Source organism: Apibacter raozihei, assembly GCF_004014855.1.
GTDB classification, from domain to species: domain Bacteria; phylum Bacteroidota; class Bacteroidia; order Flavobacteriales; family Weeksellaceae; genus Apibacter; species Apibacter raozihei.
The window spans coordinates 3,013,158-3,036,326 of the sequence record NZ_CP034930.1 but is presented as its reverse complement, the minus strand read 5'-3'; the positions used below and the strand labels follow the sequence as shown (position 1 = coordinate 3,036,326).

20 protein-coding genes and 1 tRNA gene are annotated in these 23,169 nt (G+C 31.9%); 10 read left to right on the top strand and 11 right to left on the bottom strand.

The window, feature by feature from the left end:
• Positions 1 to 10 precede the first annotated feature (10 nt).
• Complete coding sequence (locus tag EOV51_RS13485) at positions 11 to 1,021, bottom strand: LacI family DNA-binding transcriptional regulator (RefSeq protein WP_128153056.1); 1,011 nt, start codon at positions 1,019 to 1,021, stop codon at positions 11 to 13.
• A 189-nt stretch (positions 1,022 to 1,210) separates the two neighbouring features.
• Here EOV51_RS13485 and EOV51_RS13480 point away from each other — a divergent pair, with 189 nt between their 5' ends.
• From EOV51_RS13480 to EOV51_RS13460, 5 genes are all read left to right on the top strand, one after another.
• Positions 1,211 to 2,545: an MFS transporter gene (locus EOV51_RS13480; RefSeq protein ID WP_128153055.1), complete on the top strand. Its 1,335-nt coding sequence runs from the start codon at positions 1,211 to 1,213 to the stop codon at positions 2,543 to 2,545.
• A gap of 21 nt (positions 2,546 to 2,566) precedes the next feature.
• A complete protein-coding gene (xylB, locus tag EOV51_RS13475) occupies positions 2,567 to 4,108 on the top strand; it encodes a xylulokinase (RefSeq protein WP_128153054.1) in 1,542 nt (513 codons plus the stop codon).
• Positions 4,109 to 4,166: 58 nt separating this feature from the next.
• On the top strand, positions 4,167 to 5,222 hold the full coding sequence (locus EOV51_RS13470) for an NAD(P)-dependent alcohol dehydrogenase (protein WP_128153053.1): 1,056 nt from the start codon (positions 4,167 to 4,169) through the stop codon (positions 5,220 to 5,222).
• A 171-nt stretch (positions 5,223 to 5,393) separates the two neighbouring features.
• On the top strand, positions 5,394 to 6,062 hold the full coding sequence (gene rpe, locus EOV51_RS13465) for a ribulose-phosphate 3-epimerase (RefSeq protein ID WP_128153052.1): 669 nt from the start codon (positions 5,394 to 5,396) through the stop codon (positions 6,060 to 6,062).
• Positions 6,063 to 6,206: 144 nt separating this feature from the next.
• Positions 6,207 to 6,290 (top strand) — tRNA-Leu (locus EOV51_RS13460).
• Between the two features lie 101 nt (positions 6,291 to 6,391).
• On the opposite strand, the gene EOV51_RS13455 is transcribed toward EOV51_RS13460, so the two are convergent.
• From EOV51_RS13455 to EOV51_RS13430, 6 genes are all read right to left on the bottom strand, one after another.
• Positions 6,392 to 8,530 (bottom strand): DEAD/DEAH box helicase, encoded by a 2,139-nt coding sequence (locus tag EOV51_RS13455; protein ID WP_128153051.1) that lies wholly within the window; start codon positions 8,528 to 8,530, stop codon positions 6,392 to 6,394.
• A complete protein-coding gene (locus EOV51_RS13450; RefSeq protein ID WP_128153050.1) occupies positions 8,530 to 9,852 on the bottom strand; it encodes an ATP-binding protein in 1,323 nt (440 codons plus the stop codon). Before EOV51_RS13450 ends, EOV51_RS13455 begins: the two co-directional genes overlap by 1 nt.
• Positions 9,849 to 11,735 carry a tellurite resistance TerB C-terminal domain-containing protein gene (locus tag EOV51_RS13445; RefSeq protein ID WP_128153049.1) on the bottom strand — a complete coding sequence of 629 codons (1,887 nt, stop codon included), beginning with the start codon at positions 11,733 to 11,735 and terminating at the stop codon, positions 9,849 to 9,851. Before EOV51_RS13445 ends, EOV51_RS13450 begins: the two co-directional genes overlap by 4 nt.
• Before the next feature lie 303 nt (positions 11,736 to 12,038).
• The gene (locus EOV51_RS13440) at positions 12,039 to 13,301 is read right to left on the bottom strand and encodes a Y-family DNA polymerase (RefSeq protein WP_128153048.1); all 1,263 of its coding nucleotides are present in this window, start codon (positions 13,299 to 13,301) and stop codon (positions 12,039 to 12,041) included.
• A gap of 1 nt (position 13,302) precedes the next feature.
• The gene (locus EOV51_RS13435; RefSeq protein WP_128153047.1) at positions 13,303 to 13,770 is read right to left on the bottom strand and encodes a LexA family protein; all 468 of its coding nucleotides are present in this window, start codon (positions 13,768 to 13,770) and stop codon (positions 13,303 to 13,305) included.
• Between the two features lie 231 nt (positions 13,771 to 14,001).
• On the bottom strand, positions 14,002 to 14,649 hold the full coding sequence (locus EOV51_RS13430) for a helix-turn-helix transcriptional regulator (RefSeq protein ID WP_128153046.1): 648 nt from the start codon (positions 14,647 to 14,649) through the stop codon (positions 14,002 to 14,004).
• Positions 14,650 to 15,890: 1,241 nt separating this feature from the next.
• Between EOV51_RS13430 and EOV51_RS13425 the strand changes: the two genes are divergently transcribed.
• The 4 genes from EOV51_RS13425 (at position 15,891) to EOV51_RS13410 (ending at position 19,130) form a co-directional block, all read left to right on the top strand.
• The gene (locus EOV51_RS13425) at positions 15,891 to 16,766 is read left to right on the top strand and encodes a C-type lectin domain-containing protein (RefSeq protein WP_128153045.1); all 876 of its coding nucleotides are present in this window, start codon (positions 15,891 to 15,893) and stop codon (positions 16,764 to 16,766) included.
• Positions 16,767 to 16,769: 3 nt separating this feature from the next.
• Positions 16,770 to 17,684 (top strand): C-type lectin domain-containing protein, encoded by a 915-nt coding sequence (locus EOV51_RS13420; RefSeq protein ID WP_128153044.1) that lies wholly within the window; start codon positions 16,770 to 16,772, stop codon positions 17,682 to 17,684.
• 24 nt (positions 17,685 to 17,708) lie between these two features.
• Positions 17,709 to 18,689: a C-type lectin domain-containing protein gene (locus EOV51_RS13415; protein ID WP_164875316.1), complete on the top strand. Its 981-nt coding sequence runs from the start codon at positions 17,709 to 17,711 to the stop codon at positions 18,687 to 18,689.
• A gap of 99 nt (positions 18,690 to 18,788) precedes the next feature.
• Complete coding sequence (locus EOV51_RS13410; RefSeq protein WP_128153042.1) at positions 18,789 to 19,130, top strand: hypothetical protein; 342 nt, start codon at positions 18,789 to 18,791, stop codon at positions 19,128 to 19,130.
• Between the two features lie 56 nt (positions 19,131 to 19,186).
• On the opposite strand, the gene EOV51_RS13405 is transcribed toward EOV51_RS13410, so the two are convergent.
• From EOV51_RS13405 to EOV51_RS13390, 4 genes are read right to left on the bottom strand one after another with little or no spacing between them, the layout of a single operon-like run.
• Complete coding sequence (locus EOV51_RS13405; protein ID WP_128153041.1) at positions 19,187 to 19,867, bottom strand: OmpA family protein; 681 nt, start codon at positions 19,865 to 19,867, stop codon at positions 19,187 to 19,189.
• A gap of 42 nt (positions 19,868 to 19,909) precedes the next feature.
• Complete coding sequence (locus EOV51_RS13400) at positions 19,910 to 20,386, bottom strand: lipocalin family protein (RefSeq protein ID WP_128153040.1); 477 nt, start codon at positions 20,384 to 20,386, stop codon at positions 19,910 to 19,912.
• Positions 20,387 to 20,424: 38 nt separating this feature from the next.
• Positions 20,425 to 20,895, bottom strand: a complete 471-nt coding sequence (locus EOV51_RS13395) for a DUF6702 family protein (protein WP_128153039.1) — start codon at positions 20,893 to 20,895, stop codon at positions 20,425 to 20,427.
• A 58-nt stretch (positions 20,896 to 20,953) separates the two neighbouring features.
• On the bottom strand, positions 20,954 to 21,667 hold the full coding sequence (locus EOV51_RS13390; protein ID WP_128153038.1) for an LOG family protein: 714 nt from the start codon (positions 21,665 to 21,667) through the stop codon (positions 20,954 to 20,956).
• A 610-nt stretch (positions 21,668 to 22,277) separates the two neighbouring features.
• On the opposite strand from EOV51_RS13390, the gene pdxS reads away from it, so the two are divergent.
• Positions 22,278 to 23,153, top strand: a complete 876-nt coding sequence (pdxS, locus tag EOV51_RS13385) for a pyridoxal 5'-phosphate synthase lyase subunit PdxS (RefSeq protein WP_128153037.1) — start codon at positions 22,278 to 22,280, stop codon at positions 23,151 to 23,153.
• Positions 23,154 to 23,169: the final 16 nt, after the last annotated feature.

The following is a 23,169-nucleotide window of genomic DNA, read 5'->3' as shown; positions in this document are numbered from 1 at the left end:
CATTCATTAATTAACCTTCTGTTGAGGCTCTCAGTTTTATCTCAGCATCAAGAATCAAGGTTTGATTTTCTTTCTCAGGATTTTTTATTTTTTCCAGAATTAACTCTGCAGCGACTTTTCCCATTTGCAATAAAGGAAGTTCTACAGTTGTTAAGGGAGGAGACACCATTTCAGATAGTAAGGTTCCGGAAAAACCCGCAATTGCTACGTCTTTAGGAATATTAAAACCTTCATTCTGCAAATATTTCATTACTCCAATGGCTATCAAATCCGTATAAACATAAACAGCATCAAAAGATATTTTTTTAGATATTAATGATTGGGCTGCTTTAATCCCATCTTTAAAATGCATCCCGGTACAAGTGATAACCAGATCGGAATCATATGGAATTCCGAATTTTTCTAAAGAATCTTTATACCCTTTCCATCTTACATACGAACTTTGCATATATTCAGGAGCCATAATATGAGCTATTTTTTTCGCTCCTTTTCGAATCAAGTGTTCTGTTAATAAAAATGATTTAACATAATCATCAGCAATTACTTTTGTAACGTCAATATCCGTAGGAATACGGTCATAAAATACTAAAGGAATACCCTTATTTATCAACCGTTGAAATTCGTTTTTATTTTTATCTTTATGACAAATGCCTATAATGATACCATCGACCATAAAACTTTCCATCAGAAGAAGGTTTTCTTTCTCTCTATCCGGATTTTCACCAGAGTAGGCAATTATAACTTTAAGACCTTTTTTATAGAGCACATTTTGAATACCTTCAATAATCTGTGCATAAAAAGGAGTATCAATTTCCGGAACTATAACCCCTACAGTATTAGAACGTCCCGTTTTTAAATTAATAGCTACCGGATTGCGCATATAGCCGAGTTTTTCTGCTGTATCCAAAACTCTTTTTTTGGTTTCCTTTCGAATATTCTTATCGTTGGTTAAAGCTCTCGATACTGTAGAAATAGATATTTTAAGTTCTTTAGCTATATCTTTTATAGTAATGTGCTTCATAAATTCCGGCTTAATTCAGCAAAAGTACATTTTGCGTGAGATTTAACCAAATATTTGAAATAAATGAAAACGTTTGCAGTATTTGGAAACGTTCCCGCAAACGTTTCCAAACTAATTTTTTTTAAAACGGTGATTTTATTTTTATCCATGTTATAAATTTACGTCTATAACCACAAATTATTACTTGCTATGAATGATACAAAAGTTTCCAATACATTGGGACCCTATCTTGTCTTAACCTTCGTTTTTTTTATTTTAGGCTTTATGACCACTATTAACGGTCAATGTCAGGGTCCCTTGAAAATTCTTTTTCTGGATCAAGCAGGAGAGCTTAAAAATACCTTAACTAATCTTATTTCCTTTTGTTTTTTTTCAGGATTTGCAATCAGTTCCTTAATTAGTAGCAAATGGATAAATCGGCACGGCTATAAAACACCACTATTAAGAGGTCTGGTTTTAATGGTAATTGCTCTACTTGTAACCTGCCTTTCCTCATGGGTAGCTGAAAATTATAGTCAATATGTTATAAACATAGGAGATGGAAAAGTTCCTTACGGATTTTTTATTTTTATTTTAGGATCTTTTCTTTTGGGCTCTTCAGTTTCATTAGTACAAACCGTAATTATTCCCTACGTATCTGCATATGTTATTCCCAATACATCCACATTACAAAGAGTTAATATTACCTGTGCCGCGAATTCATTTGGAACTACAATTGCTCCTTTTTTCGTAACAGCAGTCATTTTTGGAGGAGCTGCTATGAATGATTTCAATGCAGGTCAGCTAATGGTTCCTTTCTTGCTTATTGCTCTATGTATTGCATCTACCCGAATAATTGTCGGTCGAATAGCATTGCCGGATATTAAAAATACAAGAATAGATAAAGAAGATAATAAACAAAGAAATATATGGTCATTTAGCCATCTAAAATGGGGAGTAGTTGCCATCTTTTTTTATGTAGGTGCCGAAATGGGAGTAGGAACCAATGTAAATCTGCACGCAATGGAATTAGAACGTACAGGTAGCGGATTGGCTTTTTTCGGAAAAACACATTTAATGGTTGGAAATATTGATTTAGGTATTCCAGCTTTATTAGCTACTTTTTATTGGGGAGGAATGATGATTGGTAGGATTATTTCCGGATTATTTAATAACATTTCTCCACGTTTACAGTTGATGATTGCTACAGTGGTAGCAGCTCTATTAACATTAATAGCTATAATTACAAATAATCTCTGGATTTTGGTTTCCGTAGGATTATGCCATTCCGTTATGTGGGGATGTATATTTACTTTGGCTGTTAAAGATTTAGGTAAATACACTTCTAAAGCTTCCGGAGTTTTTATGATGGGGGTTTTTGGTGGAGCTGTGTTTCCTGTTTTACAAGGCTTTTTAGCAGATTTCTGGGGTTCCTGGCAATGGACCTGGGGACTCATAATTATCTGCGAATTAGTTATGTTTTGGTATGCAGTATATGGAAGTAAAATTAAAGAAAAGCCAATAACTGCAGATAACAATATATAAAAATCATAAAAAAATAATTATATGGAATTTCAAAAAATAAATAAATATGTTATTGGTGTCGATTTAGGCTCCAGTGCTACCAAAACTGTTCTTATAAATGAACAAGGTAAAACTATAGCTACAGCCAAACAATTATACTCCATGAACCAGCCTAAAAACGGATGGGCAGAACAAAGTCCACAAGTATGGAAAGAAGCTGTTTTATCTACAATACAGGAAGTAGTTAAAAAATCAGGAGTAAAGTCAGAGGATATATTAGGGATAGGACTTTCCGGACAAATGCATGGGTTAGTTATGCTGGATGAGGAAAATAATCTTATTAGTGATGCTATCATTTGGTGTGATCAGAGGAGTAGTCAGGAAGCAGAAGAAATGCTGGACTTAATGCCAATGGAAAAATGGATTGAAATTTCAGCAAATCCTCCGCTGGCAGGTTGGACAGCTGCAAAAATAGTATGGGTAAGAAAAAACTTACCGGAAAACTATTCTCGTTGCAAACATATTTTATTACCTAAAGATTATATCAGATATATATTGACCGGGAAATTTGCAACAGATGTATCAGATGCTTCGGGAATGCAGCTATTGGATGTAAAAAACAGATGCTGGTCAGAAGAAATTATCAATGTTCTTCAGATAGATCCCAAACTGTTGGCAGATGTGTATGAAAGTCAGGAAATAACCGGATACCTTTTACCTGAAATAGCAGATAAATGCGGATTAACAGTTAATTGTGCTGTAGTTGCAGGGGGAAGTGATAATGCCTGCGCCGGTATAGGAACCGGGGTGGTTAGACAGGGACAAGCATTTACCTCTATAGGAACATCTGCAGTATTATATTCACATTTAGATGAATATACTGAAATTCCCAGTGGAGGTTTACACCTTTGTTGTAGTGCAGTGCCGGGGTGTTGGCACACGATGGGAGGACCGCAATCCGGAGCTCTTTCTATCGAATGGTTTAAAAATAAATTTTGTCTTGATTTAGTTGAAAAAGCAGAGCAGGAAGGTATAACTTTTTACGATGCAATGATGAATATGGTACAGACAGTTCCTATCGGAAGTGAAAAGCTTATCTATTTACCATTTTTAATGGGAGAACGTACCCCGCACATAGATCCTCTTTATCGAGGTGCTTTTTTAGGCTTGAATGTGGTGCACACACAGGCACATATGCTCAGGGCGATTATGGAAGGGATAACCTATTGTCTTGCAGATTGCAATAACCTGTTAAAAGAGCAGGGGGTAAGTCTGGTTTCTGTACGTGCTTGCGGTGGAGGAAGCCGAAGTCCTGTCTGGAGAAAAATGATGGCTGCTCTTTACGAATGTGAAGTTTGTACACTTGAAAATGAAGAAGGTCCGGCATATGGTGCAGCCATTCTTGCAGGTACCGGAGTAGGAATTTATTCTTCTGTTCAGGATGCCTGTGATCAATTTATTAAAGAAAAAGATTCACTACTTCCCGATTTGGAAGACAGTGTAGTTTATAAAAAGTTTCATACAGTTTATGATAGTATGTGTGATTCTTTAAGAGCTGATTTTACAGCTTTAGCGAAACTTTAACTTGATATGAAAATTCATTTGCCTTTACTGATGACTTAAAACTTTAAAACCAATAGTTATGACAACGAATGTAAAAAACAAAGGAGCATTTATGGATAGAATAGATCACATGATCATCAAAGAGATACCTGTGCCGGAAATAACTACCTATCAAGTGCTTATCAAAGTAGAATATGTAGGTATTTGCGGTTCAGATGTTCATTACTTTCATGATGGCAGGTGTGGAACTTTTGTCGTTGAAGATAAGGAATTTATGCTGGGACATGAGTGTGCAGGAACCGTAATTGCAGTTGGAAGTGAAGTTACACATTTGGCAACAGGAGACAGGGTCTGTGTAGAACCGGGTATTACCTGTGGAAAATGCGAATTTTGTAAATCAGGAAGATATAATTTATGTCCTGACGTCAAATTCTTAGCAACTCCACCGGTTCAAGGATGTTATGAAAGATACCTGGCCTTTCCGGCCGATCTATGCTATCGATTACCCAAAAATATTAGTACCCGGGTAGGTGCTTTGATAGAACCTTTGTCTACTTGTATGTATTCTGCGCAATTGGGTGAAGTTACTGTAGGAGACACTGTAGTAATTCTTGGTGCAGGATGTATTGGTTTATTGATATTGATGTGTTGTAAAGCGAGAGGGGCTAGTAAAGTTATTGTATGTGATCTGGAAAGTATACGTCTTGATAAGGCTAAAGAATTAGGAGCTGATTATGTGATTAACGGAAGAGAAAAAGATTTGTTAGCCGAAATTAATCGTATAACTGGTAATAGAGGAGCCGATGTAGTTTTTGAAGCAGCAGGCAATTCTGTAACTATAGCCCAGACGCCGCATGTAGTCTGTCAGGGTGGATTGATCGTTTTGGTAGGAATGGCTGCTGAAGAAGAAATTACGTACAATTTTGGATTGTTTATGGCCAAAGAAGCCAGAATAAAATCACAGTTCAGATTTGTAAATACATTTCCTAAAGCAATAGCATCGGTGGAAAGTGGACTAATTCCTTTAGAAAAGATTATAACTCATGAATATTCGCTGGATCAGATTCAGGATGCTTTTGAAGCTTGTATTTACGATAAATCAAATGTGGTTAAAGCAATTATCAAAATTGATTAAAGATTAATTATTTTAATGTTTTTTAAGTGAATATTATAAATAATAAAGATTCATTTTATTGAAATCGATATTGAATATACCCTTTCTTTAACACAAAGAGAGGGTTATTTAATTGATTATAATAAAGTTAATATGTGTTGGCGTTGAAAAATAAAATATAAGATTTAATACATGAAAAAAAGAATTAAACTGGCACCTTCATTATTGGAAGCCGACTATCGCTTTTTGGATAAACAGCTGAAAATGATGGAAACAGTAGGGGCAGATAGTGTACATATTGATGTTATGGATGGTACATTCGTTCCTAATTTATCTATGGGAATGAAAATGATTCAAAGTATACGTCAATCTACCAAGTTAGAATTTGATGTTCATATGATGGTACAGGAGCCGCATCGCTTTATAAAAAAAATGGCTGAAGCAGGATCAGATGTCATAACAGTTCATTTTGAAGCTTGTAAAGATTTAACGGGAACTTTGAATAGCATAAAAAAAGAGGGTAAAAAAGTAGGACTAGCCATAAAACCGGAAACCTCTTTAGATGTTCTTACAGAAAACCTTTTAATGCCTATAGATGTTGTGCAGTTAATGACTGTAGAACCGGGATTGGAAGGGCAGAGTTTTATTCCCGATTCAATAAATAAAATATCTGAGATACAAAAAAAACTTCATGAAATTGATAAATCGGCAGATATTGAAGTGGACGGGAATATAACAATGGATAATATAAAGCAAGTAGTTCAGGCCGGAGCAACTATTATTGTTGCAGGAAAAGCAATTTTCTCTGGTGATATGGTTGAAAATATTCGTAAAATGAGAAGTTTACTTGATACATTATAGAATTTGCAATGTAACTAAGTAACTAACTTAGTTTGTAAATATGGTTGCTTTTTGTGTATAGTATATTTTTTATATATCTTTGGCGTTATAAACAAACACTTTGTTTGTACCTTAAGTGATATTACAAATATTTATGCAATTAAAGCTCGCGTGGTGAAATTGGTAGACACGCCATCTTGAGGGGGTGGTGTCCGTACGGATGTACCGGTTCGAATCCGGTCGTGAGCACAATATTGTAATGTTAAAACGATATTCTAACTTTTTCTACCCGTTGTATAAATATTTATTTCTGTTTTTTCGATATAAATCCAAAGCTTTAACATCAAACATTAGTAGGGCTGATTGTGAGATACCACTAATTTTATAGATTTTAAATAGTTTGCAGTACTTTCAAAATCATAATATTTTTGTTTTAAAATGTAAATCTGGTACTTTTTAGGAAGTAAAAAACTCCATTTAGAAAACTCAATGATAGAAGGATGTTTTTCCAAAAAACAAAGAAGTTGTTGATCAATATTTTCCATAGAGTTAAAGAGTATATGTGTTAAATTATTCCATTTTAAATCTGTTGTTTGAAGTTGAAAGGTACTTTCTTGTTTGTCCATTGAATATGGTATGCCCGCTATTTCAAATAATAATTCTAGTGTCCTGTTAATTCTGGAGCCTGCAAACGTATACCATGTCAGTTGTATACCCTTAATGGATACAGGTCTGTTTTCAGTATTCGGATTCAGGTTGAAAACTTTAAACTTTTTCCTTAATAGTTCCAATTCTTCATAGCTGGCAATATCTAGAAATTCATAATTCTCATTAGAAGTAAGGATTTCCAACATTTTTTTTCGTATTTGGGAATGTACTTCTCCACCGGTTCCAAAAAATTTTGGCTTTTTACCATCAGTAGCTGGACAGACTTCGATTCGGTGAGATTTAAAATTAATAGTTTTTATTTTCCATACACGTGCAGCCAGGAAAATATTCTCCTCAACTTGTATTTGTGGTGAAAATGGTAATTCTCCTATCGTGTTTCCTGAATTAATGACTTTAAAATTATTTTCAGTTTTAAAAACGCTATAAAAATTACGGTTATTTACAATTTTTTCACCCTCTATACCCATAATGATTTCACTGCCTATTTTTTCTATTATTTTATTCTCTATAGAATAAGATATAAGCTCTTTAATTTCTTCCACAGATATGTTTATGAAAGCAGAATTTTTTTCAATTTTTTTTATCAGGTTATTTATACTTATACCTGTACCTTCTTTAACTATAGACAGTATCTGATGAATTAATATATCGTACGGTTTTTTTACAGATAAAGGAGGTTCCAGAAATCCATCCATGTATAAAAGCCAGGTAGCTGTTGATTGTAATAAACTCCACGAATTAGTGGAGTAAAGTATAAGCTTACTTGAGGCATCTTTCTTTCTTCCGCTTCTTCCTATACGCTGTATTAATGAGGCTATGCTGTGTGTTGCATCTATTTGAATCACTTTATCTACAGAACCAATGTCTATTCCCAGTTCCAGAGTTGAAGTACATGCAATAGTAAAATTTTCACGTTTATTATTTTTGGCAAAAAATTCTATGTATTCACGAACATCTTTGTCAATCGAAGAATGATGTGAAAAATAATTTTGGTATTTACCTACACGTTCTGAAATTTTTTTTAGTTTAACGGCTATTTCTTCCACCTTTCCTCTACTGTTGGGAAAAATTAAAACATTATTATTTAGAGTTTCCAAATAAATATCTTTTAATATATCTAAAGGAAGTTCCGACTTATCACTCGTAAAGTATTTAAAATAACATTGAACCTTGTTAGTGGTTTTGTCTAAAAGAACTTTTGTTTCATCATAGCGACCGGTAAATTTTTTAGCTTCCTCAAAATCTCCGATAGTTGCAGAAAGTCCAATGATGCGAGAGGGAGAACTGCTATTGTCGTTTAACCGGGAAATAATAGACATCAGTTGTATTCCACGATCAGTACCAATGAAAGAATGAATTTCATCAATGACCATAAATTTTAAACTGGAAAACAAATGCCTGACATGATATGAATTATTTACGAACATGGCTTCTAATGATTCAGGCGTAATCAAAACTATTCCTTTAGGATCAATAAGGAGTTTATTTTTTTGACTTTTATTTGCTTCTCCATGCCACTTGACAACCGGAACTTCTAAATATTTACAAAGTTCTTCAATACGTAAAAACTGATCGTTGATTAAAGCTATCAAAGGCGAGATGTATAAAACCTGAACACCTGATTCATTAAAATTAACAGTAGATAGAATAGGAAGAAAGGCAGCCTCCGTTTTGCCGGAGGCAGTTTTAGATGCAAGTATATAATTATTATCAGTCGTTAATATACGAGCAATTGCTGCTGCCTGAATAGGTCTTAACTCTTCCCATCTTTTATCTCTGATATATTTTCTGATAGGTTCTGAAAGTAATTCAAAAGACATTATAGCTCTTCTATACCCTCAAGTTTGTCTAATAAACTATCTTCATCCGGACGTTCGTCAGTAATTTCAATTTCTCCAAATAACTGGGTTTTATCTACCATCGGATTTTGTCGGATGATATTCAAAATATTTAGGAAATCCCGAATGACTTCTCTAGGTGTTAAGAACTCTGATGCGCCTGGTTTATTGAATATTTCTTCCATGAAAGCGAGTATGTCTTCATTTGAAATATCGACAACAATCTTGTAATTAAAATTAAAAATTTCTTTTAACTTTTTTAATAAAACAAAAATTTCATTGTGGTTCAGTGGCATAAGCCGAATAACTGGCTGTGCAAAATCTCTTATTTCCAGTGTCTCAAACTTATTGGTTTCCAATCTTGATTTTAAAGCATGATAGCTGAATAATCCCCTGCGTTCATTTTCTAAAAAGTCTTTTGTCCCCGCATAATTAAAGAATAGATGAGATATTTTACCTTGGAAACAATCATTATAAATAGCTAATATTTTTTCATAGTTCTTTTCCCTCATGGCAGAGGTAGATATTTTATACAGATTTATAGCCTCATCAAGATTAATCATAAATCCACTATATCCCATGCTTACAAACAACTTACAGAAATTTTTGAGCATATCGTAGTAATTCTGATCGTTAATTATTTCACGAATGCCAAGATCCTGACGGGCTTCTGTTTTTGTGCTGTATTCACCTTTCAGCCATTTCAGGGCATTTCTTCTAAGCTGTTCATCGTCTTTAATGTAGCCTTCATAATATCTTATGATCACCGTTCCAAAATCAAAACCTCCAGTTTCGGTGATTTCATTGATGGTTTTCATTATATTGGTACTGATTAAATCAAGGTACTTCTCATTTCGTATTTCCAACGTTGGAATGAGGTTTTCCTGAGCTGTTTTTATAATGATCTGTTCAATCCATTTTTCCATTAAAATAGCCAACGCACCCCCTTCCGGTTTAGTTTGTATAGCAATATTATCCATGATGGATTTATATAAAGATACAGCTTTTCCATCATTGGAATATAAACGGTTTTCAGGAGTAAAATCCGCATTAGCAACTACAAATTTTTGTTTAAGGGCTACCGTATTTAGTAGATGTAGCATAAATGATTTTCCCGAACCAAAATCACCTATCCAAAATTTAACCAGGCTTTGTCCGTTCTTAACATCTTCCAAGGCGGAAACAAAAGCAGTAATTTCTTCGGATCTTCCAACAGTTATATGTTGCACTCCTATTTTAGGTACAACTCCGCTGATTAGTGAATTAATAATAGCTGTGGCTTCTTTAGGCTTAATATTTATCATGAGAGTGTTATTTTTTGATAGTAGTTTTCTAAAATTGTGTAAAATTCTTCTTCTTCTTCAATTAAAATATCATCTAAAGTATCGTAATAAATTTCATTGATACTATCTATTACATGATTTTTTAAAAAGTTTTTTTCTTTTGCATAAGCTTCAAAATCTTCGAAGGAAATACACAGGTTACTTTTCGAAAAAAAGTTTAAAACATCTATCTGGTTAGATGTTAAATTTATTTCGTTTACATAATTGGACTTTGTAAAATCAACTGGCTTTTTAGATGTAATTTCAATTTTGATTTCCTCATTATTTATATCTTGCGATTTTATAGATAAATCTTCACTTTCATATTCATCCTGTAAATATTCATTGAGTAGTTCAACAGTTTCTGAATGTTGTTCTTGGACTTCTTTTATAATCTCTTTATTGAGATGAATTCTTTTTCGTTTTGATATATAGATGGATGGGATTTTTTGTAATGTGCTTTTTAAATCTCGGGTTTTAATAAAGTCATCTATAATTATTTCAAATTCATGAAGTTGCTCATTGTTTTTAAATAAACTTTTTTGAATCGTTTTTGTTAAAGGTTTATTATTAAAAGTCGAAGATTTTAAATCATAATATAAGTAATGGATATATAGTGTTAAGGCAGTTTCTTTATCATATTTAGCTATAAACTTAGAGGAATCAAAAAAAATATTTTCAACCGAGGGATTATTTTCATTATGTTTTCCTAAGCGTATGATTGCTTTTGAAAATTCTTCAGGTTTGCCGTTAAAACCTTCAGTAATTTCATTAAACTTTGTTTTCCAACGGGTTGTATTCATTGTGTACAGCATTGTTTCTGTATCATCATCAGGAGGAAGAATTGTTGGAATTAGCCTGGACAACGTATCCGTAATAAAGGGGGCTATTTTATTCTGGTAAAGACTATTTACTTCAGGAACATGTAGTAAAAAATCCTCATTTAATTTTCTTTTATGTCCATAAGATTCACGTACGGTATTTTCACAGATTTTAAATATAGCTTGATGAAAATATTTGATTGTATCTTCAAAAGCATAATTATAATTATGACTATCAGTTTTATACTTGTAATGTTTTTTAATATAAAGATCTGAGATTTCAGCCAATATCTGTTCAATATTTTTTCCACCCTCAAAGCTGGTATCATTTAAATTTTTAAATAATAATAAATAAAGTTTGAGAGTCTCTTCCAAACACATTTCTATTTCAGTGAAAGTATTTTTAGAAATACATAGCTGGTCTAATAGTTCAGTTTCTTTAGCATTTAACTTAAGTTTTTTGCCGTATATACTGCTCGGATTTTCATTTTCATAACTATAATTGTCGGAAGGATATTCATTAATGAGTTCATTAATTTTTGCATAATCACCAATAATTTCAAGCTTTTTGATTAAAAATGAAACACAATAAGATTTGGTTTTACCGTAATAAAAGCCTAACAAATTCAATTGATTTTCTAAAACCTGTATATTTTTATGAATTTTATACTCATTTAATAAATCAAATAATAAAATGAAAGCATAATTCCAATTTCCATATAAATTATAATAATCTCCATAGAGAAAGCCTTCTTTAAATAGCAGATAAAAGTCTTTTTGTTCTGTAGTAGCACTCTCTAAGTCAACATAAGAGTTTATGTATCTATTACCCCAAATAGGAACATTAGCTCTAGGGGTTAATATTTCCCCATGAGTGAAAATTTTTTTTTGCCAGTTTATAGAATGTCCTTCATTAGAAATATTTTCTACTGAATTTACTGATCGCCGAACTAACTTATCCGAAGAGGCTTTTTTAGTTGTAGATGCATTATTTTTAAAAAGAACAATTATAACTATTATGAATAGAATAATTAAGAATATCATGAATTTATTTAAAATAATAATTCAAAGATATTAATTTTTGTTTATTTTTATTCTTACAATTCATTTTTTATTTATTATTTAATATGAGCTAAGACATAGTAGGTTATTGATTAATTAGATAGGTAATGGATTAAAAATTACCTTCTGAAATGTTTTTTTACGCCAAATAAATATTTGTTTAGGGAGAGAAATAATAAAATTGTCGAATCGTTGATTGGCATGAAATAATTTTTTAGGAAAAAAAAGTAATTCTTATATTTAATCATGAATCGTAAAACAAATTTCCTGTGTCTAAAATGAAAATTATATTTTTACCCGGATAATTTGGTTGATATTGGTAGAATAATGCTGAGATAATAAATTCTGTTTCATTTTCCAGGTTCTTTTAATATCCTGAGATGCTAATTTTATTTTATCGCAATGGAGTTTTTTATTAATTTTATCAATAGTCTCCATCAAGGGAGCGTGTTTCATATAGTTATCTTCATCAAAAAGACTGATTTGTCTGGTTTGTTCCGGAATTAAGCCGGAAACTATAACTCCTGCTTTTTTATACAAATATCCTTTTTTATAAATAACATCCAAGGCCTTTTGTGCATACTTGCTAAGTTCTATGGCACTATTGTGAGGGTTGGGTAAAGTAATGGTATATGAAGGATGGTATTGAGTATGGTCACCCCTGAAAAAATTAGTATGTAGAAAAACCGTAATATAATTACAGCAGGATTGTTGCTTTCTTAAACGTTCCGAACACTTTACTGCAAAAGTAGTAACTCTTTCTTTTAAAGGAGCTAAATCTTCCGTCATAATATCAAAAGTTCTGGTCGTTGCAATAGTTTTCTTTTTTGAGGGAGGACTCAGTTCTAGTTGAGGTATGCCTTTCAATTCATTAATCATCCTTATTCCTATAATTCCCATTTCTTTCCGGATAAATGTATCTGGCATATTAACTAGGTCCCAGGCTTTTCTTATACCCATGGTTGAAAAGCGTTTATTGAGCCGTCTTCCAATTCCCCAGATATCTTCGATGTTGAGCCATTTAAGCGCTTTTTCTATTTTCTCGGGAGTATCCATAAGATAAACAGATTTTGTTTGAACGGAATATTTTTTAGCGATTAAGTTGGCTGCCTTTGCTAGTGTTTGAGTAGGAGCAATACCTATGGAAACGGGGATACCTACTCCCTTAAAAATATAATTACGCATGGATAAACAATGTTCTTCCAGATTTATATTTTTCAGTCCTTTTAAATTAAGAAATGCCTCATCTATAGAATAAATTTCTACCTGAGAACTGTAGCGTTTTACAATATTCATAACCCTGTGGCTTAAATCTCCATACAGAATGAAATTGGCAGAAAATATTTTTACCTGATGGTTTTTAAAAAGTTTATCTACCTGGAATGCAGGAACGCCCATGGGGATTCCTAACTTTTTGGCTTCATCAGATCGGGAAATAACACATCCGTCATTATTACTTAATATACATATGGGAACATTTCTGAGTGAAGGATTAAAAACCCTTTCACATGAGGCGTAAAAATTATTACAGTCAACAAGAGCATACATTTTATATAAACTTGATAATATTATAAGTTAAAATTCCCCAGATAATAAAGTCATTTTCAGGAGTAACATAAATAGGCTTGTACTCTTTGTTTTCCGGAAGCAATATAATTTCTCTTATAAGCCCTTTTTCTTTTACTATTTTTAACCGTTTCAATGTGAAGTCTCCATCAATGAAACAAACTGCTATATTGCCGTTTTGAGGCTCCAAAGCCTTATCTACAATAATCAAATCTCCGTCGAATATACGCAGGTCCTTCATAGAGTCTCCATTTACACGAGCTAAGAAAGTAGTTTCCGGATCTCGTACAAGTTCTTCATTTAAATCTATTTTCTGCATAGGGAAATCTGAGGCAGGAGAAGGAAATCCTGCCTTAACCCCATCATCCACAAAAGAAATTTGTTTTTTATGAGTGATTTCAAAAGAAAATATTTCAAGTGTTTTGTTTTTATGTATTGAGCCTGATTTCACAATACAAATTTATTAATAAATGATTAAAAAAATAAGCAAAAAAATACGAATAATTTAATTTATCGTTGATTTTTAAGGTATTTTTAAAAATAAATAATCTTGTATTTTATATTATTAATAATTCTTTTTTAGCCATTGGTATGGTAATGTACTTTATTTTTTTAATTTTTTAATAGAAATAAATACTTTAAAAAGTGTCATTTTTTTATTAAAATAAAGCAGATTCAGTTATCATTCAATAAGCCCCCAATTAGCAAGAATAAAAAGTAAATGGGTAGTGTTGCTCGCGCCTGTCTGCTGTCTGAGTATCATGAGCCTTTTATTTATATAACTTTCACTATTGGGGTTTATCTCATTTTTTTTTAAATACGCAGATATTTCTTCAATAGTCATTCCCTTAGCCAATAAGCTTGCTATTTCAATGTCCTGATTTGTAAATTCATAAAAATTGGTATTTTTATATGAAATATGCTTCCCTCCTTTATAAATTTCGGTAATTATCTCTTTTAAATCATCAATATCTTTAGGCCCTTTAGTTACGAATCCATCAATGTCATGAGTTTCAAATAATGACTGAATTTTATAAATGTCACTTTCAACTGAGAAAACAATAATTTTTATATCCGGAAATTCTTTTTTGACCTGATGGATAAATTCTTTTTTTTCACAGATAAGATGTTCAGATGATTCAGAAGCAGATAAATCAGTAATTAGTAGTTCGTAGTTGGAATTCTTTAAAAAAGCATTTCTAATATTTGAAATAGCGTCTTTTGGAGTGAAAACTTGTTCAGCAGTAGTAGAACCTAATTCCTCAATCATTTTGAGAATAGGTGTATTGTAACTGCCAAAATCACCTGTGATTATAATTTTTTTGTACATAATAATTTTTTAGTGCTATAGTTTTATATTCTTTACAAAATTAAGATTATTATTTTGAATATTTATCATTTCATTAGTATATAATTAATATTGTTCTTTTTTTTCTTTTATCTATATTAAATATGAAATAAAACTATCAGTATAGGTAATTTTATAGAAATCAAATACCTGAAACCTGAGTTAATAAAAAATAGATAATCACTTATTGGATAAATAAATAAAAAGCAATAAAATGGGTATATATAAATAACCTCTTGATGAAAGAGGTTATCGTGTAAGTAATATGTATTTGATCTTTGATCAAACGTTTTTTGCCTTAGCATAAATTTATGTTTTGGGGCCTTGAAATATTAATAATATCATGTTCAAAGTTGTATTCTGTTTTAATTATTTTAAAAGAATGACCAACAATACTAACATTGCTAGTCTGAAGCTATTTTTATGCACGATATCCAATGCATAAATTAAGTCTTTCAGTAGTTCCTTCAATTTAACTATCGCTTTTTGGATTTATTTTATTTTGAATATATATAAAATATCAAATGTACCATACAATTACATTTTGTGTGTTAGTATTTAAAATTAATTATTTCATACACTGATATTTAGTTTTATTAAAAGTAGCGGATAAATTAAATTAACTCAAAAACATAGAGTTTCATTTACACACAAAAATTAAACAGTTTTTAGAATATAATAAACTAAGATATAAACGATCCTATTGATTTTAAATAAGTTTTAAGTAGATAATCAGTTTATTAAAGTTAAATTATACTAAGAGTTAAATAAATTAAAAAACTATTCATTGAATTTGTTCTTTTTCAATCCTTATTCCTGTCAATTTAGTCTTTATATGTATAATTATATTGTTAATTATCTAATATGTAAAAATAAAATACACTTATTATGATTTTTAATCTTAAAAATAAGATATAAATATATTTATGATAACCATTAGCGTTTAAAATCATATCAATTACATATTAAAATAAATTTCACTATTTATAATATGAGAATTTAAATCTAAATATTTGTTAATATTGTTAATAAGTTGGTTTAAAAGTGGTTATTTTGAAAAAAATAATAAATTTGTACTTCGATTTTTGATATTTTAATAAAAAAACTGGCAACTTATTATTCGTAATAAAATACTTTCAGATACAATGGATATTCAAATCTGAATATCAAAGTCAATGCGGTAATCTGATAAGATAAGAATAAATTAATTAATTATATATAATATGAAACAACTTATAACGATAGGCTTGTTTAATAGCCTTGTTATGCCCTCTCTCTATGCGCAGGTTGGAATAGGAACAGACTCACCCAGTTCGGCTTCCATGTTGGAAGTCTCGAGTGGGGAAAAGAAAAATTTAGGTTTTTTAGGACCCAAAGTAAAATTAGTAGATTCGAGCTTGTCTGAACCTATTAATAACCCTAAAAAAGGCTTGATTATCTATAACACTGAAACTGTATCGGACTTAACTCCTGGTTATTATTTCTGGAATGGAATGCAATGGCGAACCATGACAGAAAAAAAAACATATACCAAGTATTATGTTGACGGTATCAGAGTAGCCGTACTAGGATATTATCCATACGGAGATGGAAACAAATCTCCGGATGTTATTGAGTATAGCAATATTCAGGCCACAAAAATGGAATGTGTAAAAAATAGTACCAATACAGGATTTGCTTCTCATTCATATTGTGGATATAAGATAAATCGTGAAATTGACTTTGAGGAAGCATTTAACCTTGCAAAAACAGCCGGAGGTTTTTTACCTGTTATTACAACAAGTGAAGAATGGAATTACTTGAAAACAAACTTGGTAACAACAAACACAAGTGACATTTGGATAGGTTACAGCAGGGCTCAATATCCCGGAACTGTTTGGAATAACCAGTATATATGGATAACAGGAGAACGTAGTAAAATTGGTTGGTCGCAGACTACCAATACCGGAGCTCCCATAGAAACTAATTTTGCACCTTCAGAATCTTTTTCCGGAGATTGCTCATATATAAGTGGTAACAGTACCAATAAATACTGGCAAACAAGAGACTGTAATACTGCAGCTAATACCACTTATTTAATTGTTGAACTTTTAAATTAAAATATGAATAAATATATTGTTTTCTTTTTTATATGCACCTTTTATAACTATGTTAATTCGCAACTTGTCATTTATTCGCTCGAAACTATGGAAGAACCAGATGGTTCTGCTATGCTGGAAATACAAACTTCCGATAAAGGTTTATTATTACCACAGCTAGCCCTAACATCTTTAACAGATACTTCCTTTATATCAGGTACTGTTCCTGAGGGGTTAATGATTTATAATATCAACGAAAATCAGGGAATTGAGCTTTATGCAGGATATTACTTCTGGTCAGGTAGCTCATGGAAAGGTATGGGCATTTTACAAAGAGATATCACTGTTTCAGATGTGTTTGAAACTAATGTTTTAGGTTATGATCCCTTAGGTACCGGTGAAACGTCGCCCGCTGTATTATCTGTAAATGGTATTACTGCAACTAAAGATATATGTGCAAAATGGATTCCTGAAGAAGGAGGCAACAATCATTCATATTGTGTATATACTCTTGATACGTCGGCTGATTGGGCGCAATCATTCAATATAGCTAAGGCCTTGAGTGGATACTTACCCACCATTACTTCTGATAGAGAATGGGATTTTATACATTTAAACAATATAAAGTCAAATACAAGTGATTTAACATCAAATAACTTTTGGTTAGGATATAATCGAAGAGGATTTCTTAATAATGATGGCAGTTCTGATTCTGCAGTTAAATTCAGGTATTCCTGGATTACCGGAGAAATTGATAAAACTAATTGGACTACAGGTTCCGTAGAATCTCAGTTTGATAATCTGGATTTTGAAAATTCAGATGTAAGTAGCAAAAATTGTGGATATATTTATCTGAATAATAATGGAGGAAATTCATGGGGAGCAACAGATTGTACTCTCTCAAATGCTAATCATCTTATCGTAGAGTTTAATAGTTAAAGATATAAAATGAAACATTTTAACATGAAAATATACAGTACATTATTAATCTTTTTTTTCACTTGGTCATTATATTCACAAGTAGGGATTGGTGTAGAAGATCCACATCCTTCCGCCATACTGGAAGTATCATCATCAAACAAAGGTTTTTTAGGACCTAAAGTTGAATTGAAAAATGTCAATGATACACTCACTGTAATTAAACCGGCTGAAGGACTATTGGTATATAATAGCTCTGTAATACATACGGCAGATCCTGAAACCAGTTTGCAAAAAGGATATTATTTTTGGAATGGATTACGATGGGAAGTTTTAGGAAATGGAATTCATTATGATTTAGTAGAAAATACTCAAAATAACAAATTCAATACCCTTGGGTACGAGCCTTCCGGTAAAGTTTCTGAAGTACCTGCAACTGTTACGGGCTACCCGTGTTATAACTCTACATCAGCATCTACGTGCACCATTTATAAACGAACCTGTTCGCAATGGACAGAAGCACAAGGCGGAAACGGACATTGGTACTGTTCATTCGGAGTAAATCAGCAAAATCCAACCGGCGGTAGTAGCGGACGAAATGTAACATGGGCTCAGGCCTTTGCTTTTGCACAAAGAATGGGAGGATATTTGGCAACAGTGACCACCCAGGATGAATGGAACTGGCTTAAAAGCAATGCGGGAAGTGCATCAAGTGGTAGTTCTGGTTTGTTACAGGGATTTTACTATCCTATTTGGTTAGGGTTAAACAAGGTAACTTATAGTGGAAATAATCTAGAATACACATGGATTACCGGAGAAAACTCAAGTCAGTGGGGAATTCAATCCAAGCCCTTTGGAGATTGGCAGAATACATCAGAACCCAATAACAGCAATTCAACCGAAGGTTGTGTCCATACATTGTCCAGCAATCATTCTGCTGCAAGTAAATGGAATGATCTCAATTGTGTAAGTAATAATAATTACGGTAGAAGATTTGCTCTTATTCTGGTAGAGTTTGATCAGTAAAATAATAAGTTTATATTAAAAAGAATTTAACCTGTGATTTACCGGTAGTTTAATTAAAATTATTTTAAATTTGGGCAAAATTTAATACAGATAATTAATATGAATGAAGCACAGATATGGGGACAGATAGAAGAATTTTTTAAAGAAAAGTTTACCTGTGATGAAAAACCGGATTTAGATACAATGATCTTTTTAATAGGTTTGCAAGAAGTTGGATTAGGATATAAAAAGTATAAAAAAGATGAAAAAATGAATTTAATTCATATTGCGGTTTGTCGTCTTCTAGAGCCTTTTGGTTATTATAGGTTCGATGGATATGATAAAGATAATTGGCCACATTATGAATTAATAGATGAACTTCCCTCACTAAAACCTAATGAGCAAACATTATTAATGAAGAAAGCTATAATTCAGTATTTTACAGATGAAAAGCTTTTATAAATAAAAAAGAACAGATAATTATCTGTTCTTTTTTATTTATAAATAGGTATCGTTTTTTATTTATTTGCTTGTTCCTGAGCTTCACGAACCATTTTTTCGTTAGCTGTTATGGAAAATTCAACTCTTCTGTTTAAAGCTCTCCCCGCATCAGTAGCATTGTCTCCTATAGGATCAGCTTTACCATAACCTTTAGTAGTTAAACGGCTTGCGTTGATTCCGTGTCCTGTTAAATATGAAGCTACACTTTGTGCTCTTTTTTCAGATAGGTTTAAATTGTATTGATCAGCACCCTTTGAATCAGTGTATCCGTAAATACCGATATTAGTATCAGGGTATTGTTTGAAAACAGTGATAATTTTATCAAGATTTTGCTGAGCTGCGGTTGTTAAAGTTGCTTTATCGAAATCAAATCGGATAGCATTTTCATTTAAAACCACTTTAATTCCTTCACCCACACGTTCAACACTGGCTCCGGGAATACTTTGCTGAATTTCTCGTGCCTGTTTATCCATTTTGTTCCCAATAAGCCCACCTGTAGTACCTCCCACAGCTGCACCTATTACTGCACCTAAAGCGGCATTGTTTTTATTACCTACATTATTACCGATAACAGCACCTAAAACTCCACCGGCAACAGCACCGATACCAGCTCCTTTTTGAGTGTTATTAGCGTTACAAGATAGCAATACGCTTACAGATAACAGAATAAGGGTTAATTTTGTATAGATTGTTTTCATAATTTATAAAATGTATTATTTACTAATTAATTAATTATTTATTTATTTTAATTTTCCTGAAGCTAATTTTGTGAAATGGTACGTAATGGTTACACCACTTATTACTTGGCTAAGATTGAATTCGTTTTCTGAAATATTTTTAAACAGATAGGTAGTTCCGGTTGTAACTTTACGCGCTTTATCCCCTTCATTTAACAGTTTTAAAATAAACATGTCTTGTTTATCAACATACCAGGTAAAATTTTGTACTCCGCTTGGGCAGCCTGCTCCTCCGGATAAAGTAAAATTACCCGTATTATTATTGGCAATAAAATACCACGTACTGTTAGTTAAACACTGAGCGTCATAAGCATCAAAGGCTTTAACCTTAACCATAGTTTCAGAATATGTAACTTTATCAAGATTCCAGGTTCCTCTGATATCCCTTTGAGAAGGTCTGTTTACAGCTGTTGGATTCGTGCTGGAACAAGAGTAGAAAAAAAACATACTCAAAATTCCTATAAACATTAAATTTTTCATATATCAAAAATTCTTTTAAAGGTTATTGTATAATTGTATTAAAAATTTACTTTTCCGCTTTCAGAACCTTTTTTACAAACAAATGATTTTTTCTGACCGTTGATTATAAAGTTTGTAAAATTCTGTTGTTCAGGAAACTTATCAAGTAGTAGCGTATTTTTCATAGTAATTGAAGAAATGTTATCTACACCAGCTACTTCATAATAAATCCACACCACATTCCCATCTTTATTTTTAGAAGAAAAAGAATAGTTTACTGGAGAATCATTAACACTTATTTTTACATTATTCTGCAGATATTTGCTCAAAGAAGAATCAAAATCGCTGGCATCCGTTTTTTTACCTACAGCCTGTTCAATATGAGCGGCATTTACTTTAGAAGATATTTTTAACGTTTTATTATTACTTACATATTCAACTTTAGTTATAGAGGTGTAAAATTCACTGGAATAAAAAGCAAATATGGCAAGTAAAGCCAGGGGTATAATTGAAAGAATAATTTTTTTCATTATTTGATAATTTTTATCTGTGTTATAAGAAAGACAAATTTGATGCCAAATGCTCAAATCAGAAGTTTTGTTTAATACTGTATTTATCGTAGAAAGCACGTATATGTTCTACAGCTTCATCGGCTGTATCTACCAGCCGGAACAAGCTAAAGTCTTGTTCTTTAATATAGTTATCTTGTAACATAGAATTTCTTAGCCAGTCAAGTAAGCCTTTCCAATACTCAGAACCTACCAGAATGATTGGAAATTTACCTGTTTTTTTCGTTTGAATCAAAGTCAGAGCTTCAAAAAGTTCATCCATAGTACCAAAACCTCCGGGCATCACAATAAATCCTTGGGAATATTTTAAAAACATAACTTTTCTGACAAAAAAATAAGTAAAATTCATACTTAATTTATGATCAACATAGGCATTACTTCCAGTTTCAAAAGGTAATTCAATATTAAGTCCTATAGATTTACCTCCTGCAGCCTGAGCTCCTTTATTTCCCGCTTCCATAATTCCAGGGCCGCCGCCGGTAATGATTCCGAATCCTAGCTTAGTAAGTTTGTAGGAAATGTCTTCAGCCATTTGGTAGTAAGGGTTTTCTGGTAGTGAACGCGCCGATCCGAAAATAGATACGCATGGACCTATTTTGGTCATAGTTTCAAATCCGTTCGTAAATTCAGCCATTATCTTAAAAAGCATCCAGCTGTTTTTAGTTTTAATTTCGTTCCAGTTTTTTTGCTTGAACTTATGAGTAATTAGTTGATTATCTTCTGAATTATCCATATACTATATTTTTATTTTATTTATGTTTAATTACAAAAATACACTATATTTAATATTTTTAGCCTATTAATGTACTTTTAATAATCTGATTATTACTTTCGAAATTAATACAAAAATTTTGCACTTCATCTTGTTTTTTTTATAAATAAAAACCAAAATATAAAACAGATATTTTAATAACTTGTTATATAATTCTTTATATAAATTATAAAATTTTTAAAAATGGCTAAGACGGATTATTATATAATAATAGATTGTCGAATTAGAGTTTTAATTTTTTACTACTGTCAGACTAAATAAATAATAAAAAAAAGATGTCTTATCATTGTTTTTATTTTGCTTTAAGTTAAGAATGAAAGGTAAGTTTGACTATTTTTTTATATGTAGTTTTTATTTAAATTAATGGAGGATAATAAATATAATCATTTTTATTTTAATATTAAAATCCTGTAATTAACTAAAATTAAGGAAATTTAAAAATTATAACCAAGTTAATTAATAAAATCAGGGGGTACACAAATAAAAAATCTAAAAAAATGAAGTTATTAGTGAGAACTTAAGCTTATTTTATAATACTTTTGTATAATCTAAAAATATAAATTTTTATACTATGGGAGAAAACAGGTATGAATTAAATAAAAATTTAGCTCAAATGTTAAAAGGAGGGGTAATTATGGATGTTTCAACTCCAGAGCAGGCGCGTATAGCAGAAGCAGCTGGTGCTGCTGCAGTTATGGCATTAGAAAGAATTCCGGCAGACATTAGAGCGGTAGGTGGAGTTTCCCGAATGAGTGATCCTAAAATGATCAAAGGAATACAAGCAGCAGTAAGCATTCCGGTTATGGCAAAGATCAGAATCGGGCATTTTGTTGAAGCTCAAATTTTGGAAGCATTGGAAATTGATTACATAGACGAAAGCGAAGTGTTAACCCCTGCAGATGATAAATACCATGTGAATAAAACTAAATTTAAAGTTCCGTTTGTTTGTGGAGCTAAAAATTTAGGTGAGGCTCTAAGACGTATACAGGAAGGTGCTGCCATGATTCGTTCTAAAGGAGAACCTGGTACTGGCGATGTAGTACAGGCCGTTCGTCACCTTAGAGCAATGAGTGAAGGAATAAGAAGAATACAGGGAATGTATGAGGATGAACTTTTTAATGAAGCTAAGGAACTGCAAGTACCTTACGATTTAGTTAAATATGTTCATGAAAACGGGAAATTGCCGGTTGTTAATTTTGCCGCTGGAGGAGTTGCTACCCCTGCAGATGCAGCTTTAATGATGCAGTTGGGAGCTGAAGGAGTATTTGTCGGATCTGGTATCTTTAAATCAGGAGATCCTGAACGAAGAGCTGAAGCTATAGTAAAAGCAGTTACTAATTTTAATAAGCCTGAAGTTTTACTTGAAGTCTCTGAAGATTTAGGAGAAGCAATGGTAGGAATTAATGAAGCTGAAATAGAATTGTTAATGGCTGAAAGAGGAAAATAATATTAGCCAATTATAA